This window comes from Streptomyces sp. NPDC002446, assembly GCF_053595675.1.
The window spans coordinates 73728-89289 of the sequence record NZ_JBSFYC010000032.1 but is presented as its reverse complement, the minus strand read 5'-3'; the positions used below and the strand labels follow the sequence as shown (position 1 = coordinate 89289).

Genomic DNA, 15562 nt, shown 5'->3' with positions numbered 1-15562 from the left:
CGCCGGGGTGACTTCCGCTCGTACCAGAAGCGCCCGCGCCGAGGACGGACCCCCGTACGGCCCCTCCGGCCCGCCCCACCGACGAACCCCGCAAGCCCCAGCCCCCAGCGACCGCGGCGCATGCCCGACCGCGCGTCAACGCCCCTTCAGCACCTCGGGGTTGGCGCAGTGCACCAGCGGCTCGCCACGCAGATGGCGGCCGACCTCCTCGGCGACGATCCGTGCGGCCTTGTGCGCGACCTGCTGGCTGCCGCCCGCGATGTGCGGGGTGAGGACGACGCCGGGGGCGGTCAGCAGCCGGGATCCGGCGGGCAGCGGCTCCTCGGGGAAGACGTCGAAGCCGGCGCCGGCCAGCTGCCCGGAGTCCAGGGCGTCGCAGACCGCGTCGTAGTCGAGCAGCGCGCCACGGGCGCAGTTGACCAGGATCGCACCGCGGGGCAGCGCGGCGATCTGCTTGCGGCCGATCATGCCCTTGGTCTCCTCGGTGACCCGGGCGTGCAGGGAGACGATGCGGGAGCGGCCGAGCAGTTCGTCGAGCGGGACCTGCTCGGCGATGCCGGCCAGCGCCTCGGGACGTACGTACGGGTCGTGGACCAGGACCTGGGCGCCCATCGCGGCGAGCACCTTGGCGACCCGGCTGCCGATGGCGCCGAAGCCGATCAGGCCGACGGTGGCGCCGTCGATCTCGATGCCGCAGTTGTCGTAGTCGTAGTAGTCGCCGCGCCACACGCCCCGGCGCAGATCGGTGTGGGTGTCGCCGACGCCGCGGGCCGCGGCCAGCAGCAGGGTGAGGGTGTGCTCCGCGGTGGCGGTGGCGTTGCGGCCGGGGGCGTAGCAGACCGCGACGCCGTGCCGGGTGGCGGCTTCGAGGTTGGCGTTGACCGGGCCGCCGCGGCTGGTGCAGAACAGCTTCAGATCGGGGCAGTTGGCGAGGATCCGCTCGGTGAGGGGACCGTGTTCGGTGACGCAGATCTCGACGCCCTGGAGCGCCTCGATCATCTCGTCCTCGCTGCCGGAGGCCTCGATGACCTCGGCGACCGGGCCGAAGGGGGTGTGCGGCCAGTCGAACCGGATCTCGCGTACGTCCAGCGGTGTGTCCCCGGCGGCCGCGCGCACGGCCTCGGTGAACAGGCTCGGGCGGATGAAGTGGTTGCCGGCGGCGAGGACGGTGGTGCTCATGGGGGCTTCTTCTCCTGGGGGCGTGGGGCGGGGCGGCCGTGGGGTCAGTGGAGGGCGGGGGCCTGGGCCCGGTTCTGCGCGGGGGCGTTGAAACTCAGCAGCGCGGTCCGCCCGTGGTCGATGCGGATCTCGGTGAGGGCGCCGTTGTGCAGCTGCGGGAAGACCCGCCGGTAGTCGGCGAGCGGGATGCCCAGCAGATGGCAGAGCAGGACCCGGACGAGGGTGGAGTGGGCGACCACCAGGACCCGGCCGTGCGGCTGTTCGCGGGCGATGTCGGCGAGGCAGTCGGCGGCGCGCTCGGCGGCATGGCGCGGGTGCTCGCCGCCGGGCAGGTGGTTGTCGACGGGGTCGGCGAGGAAGGCGGCCAGCCGCTCCGGGAAGCGCCGCTGCATCTCGTCCCTGGTCAGGCCCTCGCCCTGGCCGAAGTCGACCTCGTAGAGCCGCTCGTCGATGCGGGGGGCCAACCCGCAGGCGCCGGCGGCGGGGGCGGCGGTGAGCCGGGCCCGGGAGAGCGGGGAGCTCCAGACGGCGGTGAGCCCGGCGGTGGCGGCCCAGGTGGCGAGGGCGGCGGCCTGCGCCCGGCCGTGGTCGGTCAGCGGCACGTCGGTGCGGCCGGCGTAGCGGTTCTCCGCGTGCCAGACGGTCTCGCCGTGCCGGACGAGGATGAAGTCGGTCACTGCGCTGCCCTCCTGCGGGCGTGGTCGGCCACTGCCTGGCCGAGCCAGCCGCGGCGGGTGAGTTCGTCGATGAAGCGGAGGTAGAGGGGGGTGTAGCGGGCGGTGCGGGCGGGGCTCGGCGCGATCTCCCGGTCGATGCGGATCATGGCGGCGGCCGCTTCCGTCAGGCCCGCGCCCGAGGAGGTGGCGGCGAGGACGGCCATGCCGAGGGCGCCCTCGGCCTGGTGCGGCAGCCGTACGGGGCGGCCGAGGACATCGGCGCGCAGCCGGCACCAGTAGGCGTTGCGGGCGCCGCCTCCGGTCAGGGTGAGCGGGCCGTCGACCGGCGCGCCGAGGTGGTCGAGGTAGTCGAAGCAGAGCCGTTCGAGGCAGGCGACGCCGAGGAGGTGGGCGTGGAACGCGGCGGCGGGGGTGGGTGCGTCGCCCAGGACGAAGGGTGCGGCGTCGGGGGCGCGGAAGGGGAAGCGTTCGCCGCCGGTGGAGACCAGCGGGTAGGCGACCGCGTCCGGGTCCAGGGCCGCCGCCTCGGCGGTGAGCGCCTCCAGGTCCGCGCCGGGGAAGCGCCGGGAGAGGACTCCGGCGCCGCTGCTGGAGGCGCCGCCGGGCAGCCATGTCCCGCCCGGTCCGCGGTGGCAGTAGACGACGCCCGCCGGGTCGCGGACCAGGTGCGGGCTGGTGCCCTTGAGGACGAGGGTGGTGCCCAGCACCGAGTTCCAGGCGCCCGGGGCGAGCGCTCCGGCACCGATCTGTGCGGCGCAGCCGTCGGTCATCCCGGCGACGACGGCGGTCCCCTCGGGGATGCCGGTGGCCGCGGAGGCCTCGGCGCATACGGTGCCGAGCACGCTGCCGGGGCGCACCACCTCGGGCAACATCCCTTCGGGCACGCCGAGTTCGGCCATCACCCGGTGCGGCCAGCGCTCCTCGACGAGGTGGTAGCCGGTCTTGAGGGCATGGCTGGCGTCGCTCGCCACCTGATGCCCGGCCAGCCGCCAGGTGACCAGGTCGACCTGGTGCAGCAGCCGGGTCCCGGTGCGGAGCCCGGGGGCGCTCTGCAGCAGTGCCACGAGCTTGGGCAGCGCCCAGGACGGCTGCATGCTGCGGTAGCCCAGCTCCTGCCAGACCTGTGCGCCGGCGGCGTTGACGGCCGGGGCCTGCTCGGCGGCGCGGCCGTCGTCGTACATCAGGCCCGGGGTGAGCGGGGTGCCCCGGTCGTCGGCGAGCAGGATCGTGCCGGAGGTGCCGTCGACGGCCAGCCCGCGGATCCGCCGGGCGTCGAGGCCGTCCAGCGCCTCCCGGCAGGCGGCGGCGAGCGCGTGCCACCACTCCTCGGGGTCCTGCTCGTGCCGGTTGCCGTGGCGGTGGCTGGTCAGCGGGCGGGCCGCGGTGGCGAGGACCTGCCCGGTGCCGTCGACGGCGACGCAGCGTGCGCTCTGGGTGCCGAGGTCGAGGCCGAGCCAGATGCCGTCGAGGAGCGTGGCGGGCGGGCCGCCGGTGCGGTGCGGGTCAGACAAGGGTGCCTCCAGGGGCGGTGGCTGCGGGGTCGACGGGGTGGCCGGTGGGCTCGGCGGGACGGCCGGCGCTCCCCCGCCAGACGGCGCTTCCTCGCCAGCCCGACTCCCGGGCGAGCCCGCGCCAGGTGAGGAAGTCCTCGTAGAGCGCGGCGTAGAACGCCGCACGCTCCGGTTCGGGCTGCCAACTCCGTTGCATCCGGACGTATTTGGCGGCGGCGCTGTGCATGCTGGTCTCGGCGCCGGTGCGCACCAGGCCGGTGAGGAAGGCGCCCTTGGCACCGAGTTCGGTGTCGCCGGAGCGCGCGGTGGGCACCCCCGTCGCATCGGCGATCAGCGCGCACCAGGCGTCGCTGTTGGCGCCGCCGCCGCACAGCCGCAGCTCGCTGACGTCCGTGCGGGCGGCGGCCAGCGAGTCGCGCAGGACCAGGGAGAGCCCGTCGAAGACCGCGCGGGCCAGATCGGCGGGCCGGTGCTCCAGGGACAGGCCCCAGAAGGAGCCTCGGGCGCCGGGGTCCAGGAACGGGGCGCGTTCGCCGGCCGGGGAGAGGTAGGGCAGGAACATCAGCCCGCGGGCGCCGGGCTCCGACTCGAAGGCCAGCTGCGCCAGCTCCGGCGGGCCCGGCAGATGCAGCAGCCGTGCCGCCCAGCCGAGCACCTCGGCGCCGTTGAGCGTGGGGAAGGCGCGCAGCACCCGCTCGCGGCCGCGGTAGGCGATGTGGATGCCGGACGGCTCGCCGCTGGTGTCGATCTCCGTACGGACGATCTCGGTGCACAGTGTGGTGCCGAGGATGCTGCAGGCCTGCCCGGGGTTGACGACGCCGACGCCGCGGGCGGTGGAGGCGATGTCGTACGGCGCCATCACGACCGGGAGCCCGGCGGGCAGTCCCAGCTCCTTGGCGGCCGCGGTGGTGATCTCGCCGATCCGCTGCGACTCCCCCAGGACGTTCGGCAGCAGCCGCTGGTACGCGCCGAGGCCGAACAGGTCGAGGATGGCGGGGTCGTAGTCGCCGGTGGAGTGGTCGAGGAACGGGGCCGAGGCATCGGATTCGTCGCTGGCGCGGACGCCGGTGAAGCGCAGGAAGAGCCAGCCGGCGGCGGTGAGCGAGGTGGCGGAGCGGGCCAGCCGGTCCGGGTCGTGGACGGCGAGCCAGCTGAAGAGCGCATTGGGCATTCCGGCGCAGGTCAGCGAGCCGTTGCGGCGGAAGGCCGCCTCCAGGACGCCGTCTTGCTGCCAGGCGGTGAGCTGGTCCCCGGCGCGGCCGTCGGACCACAGGATGGCGGGTCCGGTGGGGCGGCCGCGGTCGTCGACGAGCCAGGCGCCGTCGCCCTGGGCGGTGAAGGACACCAGCCAGACCGGGTCGGCCAGCCCGTCGAGCACGGTGCGGACGGTGTGCACGACGGCGTCCCAGACGGCGTCCATGTCCTGTTCCGCCCAGCCGGGGTGCGGGCGCAGGACCTCGGTGGCCCGGCGGGCGACGGCGACCTCGGTGCCCTGGTCGTCGAAGACGACGGACTTGATCACCGTGGTGCCGACGTCGATGGTCAGTACGGACATCAGTGGGGTCCTCTCACGCCGGTGCCGAGGCGGCGGTGGGCGCGGTGTCCGTGGCGGAACCGCCGGCCGCGTCCCCGGTACGCGGCTCGTCCGGCAGCGTCAGGAAGTGGGCGAGCACACAGCTCACCGCGTACATCCCCGCGAAGATCCAGACCACCCCTTCGACGCCGAGCGGCCCGACGAACGCGGCGACGACGGCGGGGCCGACGAAGGTGCTGGCCCCCGCGCCCAGGTTGAGCGCGGCCAGCGCCTGCCCCTGGTGCTTCGGCTCCAAAGTGGGCACCAGCGCTGATAGCGGTACATAACCTGCCAGCGTAGCGCCGTAGAACGCGGCGGCCAGGAGGGCGAGCGGGAAGTTGGCGCCCGCGGCGTCCGGGACGTAGAAGAGCAGCAGGGTGCTGAGCGTGCAGCCCGCGCCGCCGAACCAGGCGATGGTGCGGCGCCAGCCGAAGCGGTCGCCCAGCACGCCGAAGAGCAGGTTGGCGAAGATGTTGGTGGCGAACATGGCGCTGAGTAGGTGCAGCCACTCGGTGAGGGTGAAGCCGACCGTCCTGGTGAAGTGGATCGGCATGATCACGAAGAAGCCGAACTGCGAGGCCGTGTTGATGACCCGGACGGCCGAGCCGACCCCGACCCTGGGATTGCGCCACAGGACCGTGACACTGCCGACCAGCGTGGCCACCGGCCCCTCCCCCGTACCGCCGGGCCGCTTGCCGCCGTGCTCGTCACGGACCAGCAGCAGGGCGATCAGCCCGCCCGCGGCCACCAGCACCAGCGCGGCCCACAGCGTGGCGTACGCGCCGATCTGCGGGATCAGCCCGCTGGCGACCAGCGAGCCGAGGGTGGGCAGCCCGCCGGTGAAGGCGAACCAGAACCAGCCCATGGCCGTACCGAGCCGGACCCGTGGCGCGACCTTGGCGATCCAGACCAGGAAGCCGTAGGCGAAGAGCGGATAGCCCAGGCCGCGCAGACCGTAGCTGACCATCATCAGCGGATAGCTGGTCAGCGGTATCGCGGCGGTCAGGAACAGGACCTGGAAGACGGCCCAGATGCCCAGACCGGCCCACATCACGCGGCGTGGGCCCCACAGGTCGGACAGCACTCCGGACAGCCAGGCGGCGATGCCGGCGGCGATCCCGTAGACGGTGAAGAGCAGCGCGACCCGGGACTCCGAGAGGTGCTGGTCGATGAGGTACGGCGAGAGATAGCCGGACTCGACCCCGTCTCCGATCATGAAGAGGAGGAGCCCGAGGTATCCCCAGGCGAGGGTCGGCGGGATGCCCAGGCGGGTGATCAGCGAACGCGGAGGAGAGTTCGTCATCGAATCTCCCTTTCTGCGGCGGCGGGGCAGGGGGGCAAGGGGGGTGGACGGAGCGATGGAACAGCCGCGCAGAATCGGGCGTCAATGGCCCGTGGAATCTTCGCATCAGGGCCATGACCAGCTGTGTTGCGTTGTAGCGGAACCGCATGTGGACACCGTGGCCGCAGCGTGTGCAGTGTTAAATCCGTGCGAACATAACGCGGCGAATTCACGCGGAACCGAGGAGATCCAAGGGGAGAGGGTGCGCGATGGACCGGGTCGAGGCCCAGGAGGAGCGGCGCCGCCGTATGCGCGAGACCGTCATCGCGCGCGGCTTCGCGCGTACCGCGGACCTCGCCGAGGAGTTCGGCATCAGCCTGATGACCGCGCACCGCGATCTGGACGCCCTTCAGGCGCAGGGCTGGCTGCGCAAGGTGCGCGGCGGCGCGACCGGACTGCCCTCGGCGCAGTTCCACGGCAGCGTCGCGGAGCGGATGGCCACCATGGCGCAGACCAAGCAGCAGCTGGCGCGGGCCGCGGCGACGCTGCTGGTCCCGGGGCAGACCGTGCTGCTCGACGACAGCACGACCTGTCTGCTGCTGGCCCACCAGGTCGCCGAGCACACCCCGCTGACCGTGATCACCAACTCCCTGCCGGCCATCACCACCCTCGCCAAGGAGCCCGGCATCTCGCTGATCACGCTGGGCGGGGCGTACTTCCCGGCGTATGACGCCTTCATGGGCCCGCACACCGCGGACGCGGTACGGGCGTTCCGCGCCGATGTGCTGTTCCTGTCCACCACGGCCGTCACCAACCACCGCTGCTACCACACCTCGCCGGAGACCGTGCAGGTCAAGCGGGCCATGATGGAGAGCGCGGGGCGCCGCATCCTGGTCGCGGACCACACCAAGTTCACCAAGGGCGGTCTGTACGCGCTGGCCCCGCTGACCGACTTCGAGCTGCTGATCGTCGATGACGGGCTGCCGCCGGAGCAGATCCGCGGCATACGGGCGGCCGGCACCGAGGTGATGGTGGTGCCGGCCAGGCCCTGAGGCGCCTTGCCGTCAGACGAAGGCGCTCTCCCCCGTGATCGCCTTGCCCACGATGAGGGTGTTCATCTCGCGGGTGCCCTCGAAGGAGTAGATGGCCTCGGCGTCGGCGAAGAAGCGGGCGACGTCGTAGTCGAGCACGATGCCGTTGCCGCCGAAGATCTCCCGGCTCCAGGCCACGACCTCACGCATCCGGGCGGTGACGAACGCCTTGGCCAGCGACGAGTGTTCATCGCGGAAGACGCCGGCGTCCTGGAGGCGGGCCAGCTGGACGAGCATCCCCCAGGAGGCGGTGATGTTCCCGAGGCTCTTGACGAGGAGGTCCTGCACCATCTGGAAGCGGGCGATCGGCCGCCCGAACTGCCGCCGCTCCCGGGCGTAGTCCAGCGCCAGCTCATAGGCGCCGGTCATCACGCCCAGGGCCTGCCAGGCGACGCCGCCCCGGGTGGCCCGCAGGATCTCCGCGACATCGCGGAAGGAGTCGATCCGCTGAAGCCGGTCGGCTTCCGGGACGCGGACGTCGGTGAGGGTGATGTCGGCGTTCTCGACGATCCGGAAGGCGGTCTTGTTCTCGATCTTGGTGGCCGAGAAGCCGGGCGTGCCCTTCTCCACCACGAAGCCCTTGACGTGGTCGTCGGCCTCGTCGCGGGCCCAGACGACGACCAGGTCGGCGAAGGTGCCGTTGCCGATCCAGCGCTTGGCGCCGTTCAGGATCCAGTGATCGCCCTCCCGGCGCGCGGTGGTGCGCATCCCGCCCGCCACGTCGGATCCGCCGAGCGGCTCGGTCATCGCGAAGGCGCCGATCTTGTCCAGGGCGGCCATCGCGGGGAGCCAGCGGCGCCGCTGCTCCTCGTCGCCGCCGCGGTAGATGCTGTACATGGCCAGGCCGTTGTGCACGCCGAAGAAGGTCGCGGACGAGGCGTCGGTGCGGGTGTACTCCATCGTGAGCATCCCGACCAGCAGATGGCTGCCGGCGGGCAGCGGGTCGCCGTACCCCTCGTAGGCGACGCCGGCGAGCCCGAGTCCACGGAAGACGTCGATCAGTTCGCGGGGGAACTCGCCCTTTGCCCAGGCGTCGTTGACCAGCGGCTTCACCTCGTTGCGCATGACGTCGCGGGCGCGGAGCAGCAGCTTGCGCTCGTCGTCGGACAGCAGGTCCTGGTAGCCGTAGAAGTCGGCGGTGAGCTGGTCGGTCATGACCGGGCCTCCTCGTGGGGTTCCGTTGTGGTGTTCAGGGCGGCGAGGACGGCGAGTTGCTTCTCGTCGCGCTCCTGGGCGAGTTCGCCGTACGGGCGCGAGCCGTAGGCGTCCTCCACGGCCGTGATCAGCCGTTCGGTCTGTGCGGGGCTCTGCTCGGGGCGGCCGAGAAAGTCCCACATCCGTCGCATCGAGGGGCCGATGTGCTCGGCCATGTGCCGGTAGCCGCCGGGGCCGCCGCCCAGGTGGGCGCCGAGGAAGGGGCCCACCGTCGACCAGCGCAGACCGAGCGAGTTCACCATGATCGTGTCGAGCTCGGAGGGGCTGACCACGCCCTGCTCCACCAGGTGGATCGCCTCACGGCTGAGCGCGTTCTGCAGCCGGTTGCCGACGAAGCCGGGGATCTCCTTGCGCTCGACGACCGGGACCCGCCCGACGGACTCGTAGAACGCGACCGCCCGTGCCACGGCGCCCTCGGACGTGCGCTCGCCGGGCACCACCTCCACCAGCGGTACGAGGTGCGGCGGGTTGAACGGATGGCCGATCAGAATCCGCCCGGCGTCGTCGAGTCCGTCGGTGAAGGCGCTCGACGGGATGGCGGACGAGGAGCTGAGCAGCAGCGCGTGGGCGGGGGCCGCGCGGACCAGGGTGGCGAAGAGTTCACGCTTGAAGGCGGTGTTCTCGGGGCCGTTCTCCTGGACGACATCGGCGTGGCGTACCGCCTCGGCGACGCCGTCGGCCAGGTGGACCCGGGCGGCGAGGCCGCGCACGTCCAGGCCCTGCCGGGCCAGCTGCGGGGCCGCCTGCGCCAGCGCGCCGTCCACGGCTTCGGCCAGGTCGGGGCGTGGGTCACTGACCCACACCGGTATGCCGTGCGCGGCGAACAGGGCGGTCCAGGAGAGCCCGATGGTCCCGGCTCCGATCACCGCCGCGGTGGGGGGTGTCTTGCTCATGGCGGATGCTTCTTCCGTGTTCTGGTGGGGAGTTGGTGGCTCGGGTGCCGGCGGCCGGTCAGCGCGCGAGGTAGTCGTGCACGGGCCTGGGCGGCGCCAGCGTGAGGTCGGTGAGCAGGTGGCTGGCCGAGACGATCTGGCGTACCGGCAGATCGGCCAGCGGGGCCAGGACGTGCGCGAACAGCTGCAGCCGGGCGGGCCCGGTCCAGGCGCCCTTGACCGTCACCTCGCTGATCTCGGTGCGGACCAGCTGGGCCGTCTGCAGGGCGCCGTCGAACCCCGGCACCAGCTTGAGCATGAAGGTCGGCACGGTGATCTGTGCGGCCGCCTCTTCGGGGTCCAGTTCGTAGTGCTTGTAGCCCATGGTCGCGGTCGCCACCCGGACCGTGCCGTAGTCCAGGACGCCGACGAGAGCGCCGTGGTCCGCGTACAGGGCGGGCGATCCGGCGACCTTCGGATAGGCGCCGGCCTCCCGGCCGGACGCGGTCGCCGGGAAGTTGTCCAGGTACATGGCGTGCAGATACTCGCCCCGCTCGCCTTCGTGGCGGACCGGGATCGCCTGACCGGCTTCGGTGTACGGCCCGTAGCCGGTGACGTCGCCCATCCGCATCACCTCGAAGCGGACCAGCGGCTCATCGATCTCCAGCGGTTCGGGTACCACGGCGCGCAGCGCGTCGCGGTCGGTGCGGTAGACGATGTTGAGGTACTCGCGGTGGGTGAAGCGCGGGACGACGGGCGGATACGCCGGGTTCGTCAGGGGCGTGGCGAGGTGCCGGGTGATCTCGTGCTGCTGCATGGCGCGGTGTCTCCTCCTCTGTGTCCGGGTGCCTACTTGCCCTGCCAGACGGGGGCGCGGCGCTCCGCGAAGGCGGCCATGCCCTCGCGTACGTCGGCCGAGGCGGCGAGCGCGGCCGTCTCCTGGCGCTGGGCGGCGAAGGCGGCCGGTTCGGGCGTGCCGTCGGCGCTGCGGGCGGTCCTCTTCACGGCGGCGAGGGCCAGCGGCGCGTTCGCCGCGAGCTGCCCGGCCCACTCCAGTGCCACCGCTGCGGCTTGCCCTGCCGGTACGACCCGGTTGGCGATGCCGAGCTGGGCGGCCCGGTCGCCGGAGACCGGTTCGCCGGTCAGCAGCAGCTCCATGGCCAGGTGGTAGGGGATGCGGCGGGGCAGCCGGATCGCCCCGCCGCCGGCCGCGAGCAGGCCCCGCTTGACCTCCGGCAGGCCGAACCGGGCGTCCTCCGCGGCCACGATGAGGTCGCAGGCCAGGGCGAGTTCGAAGCCGCCGCCCATGGCCCAGCCCTCGACGGCGGCGATCAGCGGTTTGCTCGTCGCGGCCTCGGTCAGCCCGCCGAAGCCGCGGCCCGGTATCTCGGGCGACTCGCCCGCCAGTGCGGCCTTGAGGTCCATTCCGGCGCTGAAGGTGCCCTGCGCACCGGTGAGAACCCCGACGCGCAGCGCGGAGTTCTCCTCCAACTCGTCGATGGCAGAGGCGAGTTGGGCGGCCATCGCGGCATTGACCGCATTCCGGGCGTGCGGCCGGTCGAGGGTGATGAGCAGGGAGCCGCCGATCCGCTCGGTGCGTACGACGGGGAGGGTGTCCGCCGCGGCGGCGTCAGATGTGCTGGGCATGGCCCGGTCCTTTGCGATCGAGGTGCGGTACGGCACGGGTGGGCGAGGGCGGAGCGCCCCGAGGGCGCGGTCCGCGAGGGGTGACGGGGAGTCGGGGGGCCGTCAGCGGCGCGGGGGCGCGGCGAGTTCGCCGAGGACCTCGTCGGTGTGCTGGCCGGGCAGCGGGGCGAGCCGCCGGACCGAGCCCGGCGTGGCGGAGAAGCGCACGGGGATGCCGATGGACCGGATCGGGCCCTCACTGGGGTGCTCGACGAGGTCGAGGAGGTGTCCGCCCTGCACGTACGGGTCGTCGGCGGCGCGGTCCAGTTCGAGCACCGGCGCCATGGGGATGCTGTGCTTGGCGCAGATCTCCTCCCACTCCCCGGTGGTCAGGCCGGGCGCGCACTCGGCCACCAGCTCCATCAGGGGGTCGACGTCGGCGTCCTCGATGACGGTGCCGGCCAGGCGGGGGTCCGCGGCGAGGTCGGGACGGCCCGCGGCCGCGAAGAAGTCGCGGAAGTTCTGTGCGTGGTACGGCACGATGCAGGCGAGCCCGTCGGCCGTGGGCACGGCCCGGTGACCGCGCTTCATCGACAGCGGGAACCCGGTGGAGCCGACCGGCGGCTCGTAGACGTGGCCCGACAGGTGCTCGACGAGGTTGAAGGCGATCAGCGTGTCGGTCATCGGGATCTCGATGTGCTGGCCCCGGCCGGTGCGGTCGCGGTGCACCAGCGCGGCGAGCACCGAGTAGACGATGGTCAGCGCGGCGACCTTGTCACCGATGATCGTCGGCAGGTAGACCGGCCTGCCCAGCGCCCGCTGGGCCACGTCGACCAGCCCGGAGGAGGCCTGCACGGTCTCGTCGTAGGCGGCGTGGCCGGCGCGGTCGGAGTCGCCGCGGAAGCCCTGGGCATGGGCGTAGACCAGACCGGGGTGGTGTGCGGCGAGGTCGGCGTGGGTGAGGCCCAGCCGGGCCAGGGCGCCGGGCCGCATATTGGTGATCAGGACGTCGGCCGTGCCGATGAGCGCGAGTGCGCGCTCGCGGTCGGCGTCGTCCTTGAGGTTCAGGGAGACGCTGCGCTTGTTGCGGTTGACGTTCAGGTTGAGCGGCGTCATGCCGGGGGTGGTGCGGTACCGCCCCGCCCGCACGGTGTCCGACGGCGACTCGATCTTGATGACATCGGCGCCGAGGTCGCCCATGATCTGGGCGGCGTAGGGGCCCATCACCACCGTGGACAGATCGATCACCCGTACGCCGTCCAACGGGCCGCCGGCGCTCTCGTTCGTTGCGTCCATCGTCACTCCTACGGAAAGCAGCTGAAGTAGATGTACTGCGAATGTTTCTGCTTTCGACGGTAGGCGAGGGAGCGCCGAATGAGAACGATCAAGAAACGAAGGACGGTATGACCGCAGTGGTCATACCGTGGCGTGGCGGGTGGGCCAGGGGGATTTCCGGGGGCGGGAAATCAGGCGCGGAGCTCTTCGGCGAAGATCCGCCGCGCCGCCGCGACCAGCTCTTCCACATCGCCGCCCGGCTCCGCGCGGTCCTTGCGGAAGAGCAGTCCGGTGGCCAGTTCGGCGGGGAAATCCACCACCGGCAGCACGGTCACATTGTCCAGCCGGTAAAGGTGCATCGGGCTTTCCGGGGAGAGCATCGTCAGCGAGAAGGCAATTCCGCCGGATACCAGCTCGGAGGCGCCGGAATAGTCGGAGCTGTTGATGCGGATCCGCTTCTTCACACCCGCGGAATTCAGCCGGGCGTCGATTTCGTCGAAGTACGCGGGCATCGCCTCCGGCGCGGTCGCCACATACGGCAGCTCCCGCAGTTCGTCCAGGGTGACCGACTCCCGGCCCGCGAACCGGTCGGCGGGGACCGCCGCGCCCAGCCGTTCCCGCATGACCTCGATGACGCCGAGCGAGGGATCGGAGACCGGCAGCCGGACCAGCGCCAGGGCCAGCCGGCCGTCATGGACCGCCTCGGCGAGGTGGATGGACCGGCCGGGCCAGCGCGTGAGCTCGTACGTCTCCCGGCAGGCCGCCTCCAGCTCCCGCACCCGGGCCCGCAGCGCGGGGTGGATTCCCGAGGGCATCCCGATGAGCAGGGTGGCGCGCTGCGGACGGACCGCCTCGCGCAGCCGCCACGGAATGGCGTTGACGCGTTCGAGTACATCGCGGGCGAGCGGCAGCAGCGCGGCACCGGCCGGGGTCAGTGCGACATGGTGCGTGGTGCGCTCGAAGAGCGGCTGGCCCAGCTCGCGTTCAAGGTCCTTGATGCGCTGGCTCAACGGGGAGGCCGCCATGTGCAACTTGCGTGCCGCCTGGGAGAAGTTCAGCTCTTCGGCAACCGCCACGAAGTAGCGCAGGTGCAGCATGTCCACACGGCCACACTACTCGTCAGTCCCCGGCGAGGCCGAGCAGCGAGGGGTCCCCGGCCAGCTCACGGAGGGCCGCCCGCGGGTCCTGGAGCAGCCTGCGCTCGGTGAGGTCCAGCAGTCCGCCGACGGCGCTCACCTCGGCCGCCACCGCCCCGTCCGCCGTGCGGACGGTCTGCTCGACCCGGAACGTCTTCCCCTCGCCCCAGACGAACGCGCAGCTCACCTCGACCTCGTCACCGGCCCGCAGCTCCCGCCGGTAGCGGATGGTGGTCTCCAGGACCACCGGGCCGATGCGCCGGTCCACCATGGCGCTCTGCCGGATGCCGCTCGCCTGCAGCAGCGACCAGCGGGCGTGCTCCGCGTACTGCAGATAGACGCTCTGGTTGAGATGGCCCTGAGTGTCCGTCTCATATCCGCGGACGGTGACCGCGACGGCGAACGGCTCCGCCGTCTCCGCCCGGCCCGCGCTCCCCGTACCGGCCGTGGTGTCCGCCGGTTCCGCCGGCTGTGCCGCGTCTGCCACGCTCTCTCCCCGTTCCCCGTCAGGCCCCATGGGCCACATGGTTCACATCGTAGGTGCCGCGGCCGCGGGAGCCAGCTCCGCCCAGCCGACCGTGCGGTCGCACCAGCGCTCCAGGAGCGTGCGGTCATGGCCGACCGCGAGCAGACCGGCGCCGCGCTCCCGGCGGTAGGCCTCGACGACGGCCACCAGCGCGGCGGTCGTCGAGGCGTCCAGCATCGCGGTCATCTCGTCGCAGATCAGCCAGCGGGGCCGCAGCACCAGCGCACGGGCGAGGCAGGCGCGCTGCAGCTGCCCGTCGCTGACCTCGTGCGGACGGCGCGCGAGCAGCTCCTCGCCCAGGCCCACGGTGGGCGCCAACTCGGCGATCCGGTCCGCGACAAGGGCGCGCTGTCCGGTGGCGCGCAGCGGTTCGGCGATCAGGTCGGCCAGGCTCAGGCGCGGGTCAGCGGAGAGCCTGGGCTGCTGGAAGAGCACGCCGTAGGCGGTGCGCTGGGCGCGCGGTGCGCGATGGCGCCACCCCGCGGCGGGTGCGCCGTCCAGGACGACGGTGCCGGCGTCGGGCCGGTGCAGCAGGGCGGCGACCCGCGCGAGGGTGGACTTGCCGCAGCCGCTGGGGCCGAGCAGTCCCACCGCCTCGCCCGGGGCGATGGTCAGCGAGGCGCCGCGTACGACGGGCGCCCGGCGGTCGTATCCGGCGGTGATGTCACGCAGTTCGAGCATCGCGGGCCTCGCTCCTGGCGGGTTCCGGGTGGTGGCAGGCGACGCCGTCGCGCAGCGCGGGCACCGCCCGGCAGGCCTCGGCGGCCCGGCCGCAGCGGGCGGCGAAGGCACAGCCCGGCGGGAGATCACCCAGCTCCGGCGGCATGCCGGGGATCGGGGCGAAGGCCCGGCCGGGGAGCGCGTCGAGCAGCCCGCGGGCATACGGGTGCCGGGGGCCGGGACGGCCGAAGAACCCCGCCGCGTCGGCGAGTTCGACGATCCGACCCGCGTACATCACCGCGACCCGGTCGGCGATCCGCTCGGCCGCCGCCAGGTCGTGGGTGATCATCAGCAGGGCGCGGCCGCCGCGGGCCTGCTGGCGCAGTTCGTCGACCGTGCGGTCCACCAGGTCCCGGTCCAGTCCGGTCGTCGGCTCGTCGGCGAGCAGCAGCGGTGCGTCGCCGACCAGCGCGAGCGCGGTGGCCGCGCGCTGCGCCAGCCCGCCGGAGAGCTGGTGCGGGCAGCGGTCGAGGTGGTCGAGGGGGAAGGCGGCACGCTCGGCGGCCCGTTCCGCCGCCGCCCGCAGCTCGCGCCGCGGCGTTCCGGTCAACTCCCGTACGGTTTCCTCCAGTTGGGCGCGCACAGTGCGTACCGGTGTCAGATGCGCGGCCGGGCTCTGCGGTACGAGCCCGATCCGCCGTCCGCGGACCGTCCTGGCCAGTTCCCGCTCGGACGCGGTCAGCAGCTCGGTGTCGCCCAGCAGCGCCGAACCGGCCGTCCGGGCGTTGCCCGGCAGCAGCCCGAGCAGCGCCGAGGCCAGCACGGACTTCCCGCAGCCGCTCTCGCCGACCAGCGCCAGGCACTCCCCCGGCGCCAGGTCGAAGGAGGCATCGGTGACGGCGGCGACATGGCGGCCGCCGCGCATCCGGAAGCGTACGG

General features: G+C 72.9%; 15 protein-coding genes. 1 reads left to right on the top strand and 14 read right to left on the bottom strand.

Translation table 11 applies throughout. The annotated features are described in order from the left end of the window. Positions 1-135 precede the first annotated feature (135 nt). The 5 genes from ACWD6P_RS19880 to ACWD6P_RS19860 are packed head-to-tail and all read right to left on the bottom strand — an operon-like array spanning position 136 to position 6243. Complete coding sequence (locus tag ACWD6P_RS19880; protein WP_451445426.1) at positions 136-1179, bottom strand: 2-hydroxyacid dehydrogenase; 1044 nt, start codon at positions 1177-1179, stop codon at positions 136-138. 44 nt (positions 1180-1223) lie between these two features. Next, positions 1224-1856 carry a histidine phosphatase family protein gene (locus tag ACWD6P_RS19875; protein WP_451445425.1) on the bottom strand — a complete coding sequence of 211 codons (633 nt, stop codon included), beginning with the start codon at positions 1854-1856 and terminating at the stop codon, positions 1224-1226. Further along, a complete protein-coding gene (locus tag ACWD6P_RS19870) occupies positions 1853-3367 on the bottom strand; it encodes an FGGY-family carbohydrate kinase (protein WP_451445424.1) in 1515 nt (504 codons plus the stop codon). The genes ACWD6P_RS19875 and ACWD6P_RS19870 overlap by 4 nt, the downstream gene beginning before the upstream one ends. Further along, the gene (locus ACWD6P_RS19865; protein WP_451445423.1) at positions 3360-4922 is read right to left on the bottom strand and encodes an FGGY family carbohydrate kinase; all 1563 of its coding nucleotides are present in this window, start codon (positions 4920-4922) and stop codon (positions 3360-3362) included. The genes ACWD6P_RS19870 and ACWD6P_RS19865 overlap by 8 nt, the downstream gene beginning before the upstream one ends. Before the next feature lie 13 nt (positions 4923-4935). Continuing rightward, on the bottom strand, positions 4936-6243 hold the full coding sequence (locus tag ACWD6P_RS19860) for an MFS transporter (RefSeq protein ID WP_451445422.1): 1308 nt from the start codon (positions 6241-6243) through the stop codon (positions 4936-4938). Positions 6244-6491: 248 nt separating this feature from the next. On the opposite strand from ACWD6P_RS19860, the gene ACWD6P_RS19855 reads away from it, so the two are divergent. Then, positions 6492-7274, top strand: coding sequence for a DeoR/GlpR family DNA-binding transcription regulator (locus tag ACWD6P_RS19855; RefSeq protein ID WP_451445421.1), 783 nt, complete (start codon positions 6492-6494; stop codon positions 7272-7274). A 12-nt stretch (positions 7275-7286) separates the two neighbouring features. Here the strand turns inward: ACWD6P_RS19855 and ACWD6P_RS19850 are convergent, their stop codons facing one another. The 9 genes from ACWD6P_RS19850 to ACWD6P_RS19810 form a co-directional block, all read right to left on the bottom strand. Then, positions 7287-8468 (bottom strand): acyl-CoA dehydrogenase family protein, encoded by a 1182-nt coding sequence (locus ACWD6P_RS19850; protein ID WP_451445420.1) that lies wholly within the window; start codon positions 8466-8468, stop codon positions 7287-7289. Next, the gene (locus ACWD6P_RS19845) at positions 8465-9421 is read right to left on the bottom strand and encodes a 3-hydroxyacyl-CoA dehydrogenase NAD-binding domain-containing protein (RefSeq protein ID WP_451445419.1); all 957 of its coding nucleotides are present in this window, start codon (positions 9419-9421) and stop codon (positions 8465-8467) included. Before ACWD6P_RS19845 ends, ACWD6P_RS19850 begins: the two co-directional genes overlap by 4 nt. Before the next feature lie 58 nt (positions 9422-9479). Continuing rightward, positions 9480-10217, bottom strand: a complete 738-nt coding sequence (locus tag ACWD6P_RS19840; protein ID WP_451445418.1) for an acetoacetate decarboxylase — start codon at positions 10215-10217, stop codon at positions 9480-9482. A 32-nt stretch (positions 10218-10249) separates the two neighbouring features. Next, complete coding sequence (locus tag ACWD6P_RS19835; protein WP_451445417.1) at positions 10250-11047, bottom strand: crotonase/enoyl-CoA hydratase family protein; 798 nt, start codon at positions 11045-11047, stop codon at positions 10250-10252. A gap of 102 nt (positions 11048-11149) precedes the next feature. Further along, positions 11150-12322 carry a CaiB/BaiF CoA transferase family protein gene (locus tag ACWD6P_RS19830; protein WP_451445416.1) on the bottom strand — a complete coding sequence of 391 codons (1173 nt, stop codon included), beginning with the start codon at positions 12320-12322 and terminating at the stop codon, positions 11150-11152. Positions 12323-12492: 170 nt separating this feature from the next. Continuing rightward, the gene (locus ACWD6P_RS19825; protein ID WP_451445432.1) at positions 12493-13398 is read right to left on the bottom strand and encodes a LysR family transcriptional regulator; all 906 of its coding nucleotides are present in this window, start codon (positions 13396-13398) and stop codon (positions 12493-12495) included. A 22-nt stretch (positions 13399-13420) separates the two neighbouring features. Next, on the bottom strand, positions 13421-13924 hold the full coding sequence (locus ACWD6P_RS19820) for an acyl-CoA thioesterase (protein WP_451445415.1): 504 nt from the start codon (positions 13922-13924) through the stop codon (positions 13421-13423). Positions 13925-13966: 42 nt separating this feature from the next. After that, on the bottom strand, positions 13967-14644 hold the full coding sequence (locus tag ACWD6P_RS19815; RefSeq protein WP_451445414.1) for an ABC transporter ATP-binding protein: 678 nt from the start codon (positions 14642-14644) through the stop codon (positions 13967-13969). After that, positions 14628-15548: an ABC transporter ATP-binding protein gene (locus tag ACWD6P_RS19810; protein WP_451445431.1), complete on the bottom strand. Its 921-nt coding sequence runs from the start codon at positions 15546-15548 to the stop codon at positions 14628-14630. The genes ACWD6P_RS19815 and ACWD6P_RS19810 overlap by 17 nt, the downstream gene beginning before the upstream one ends. Positions 15549-15562 lie beyond the last annotated feature (14 nt).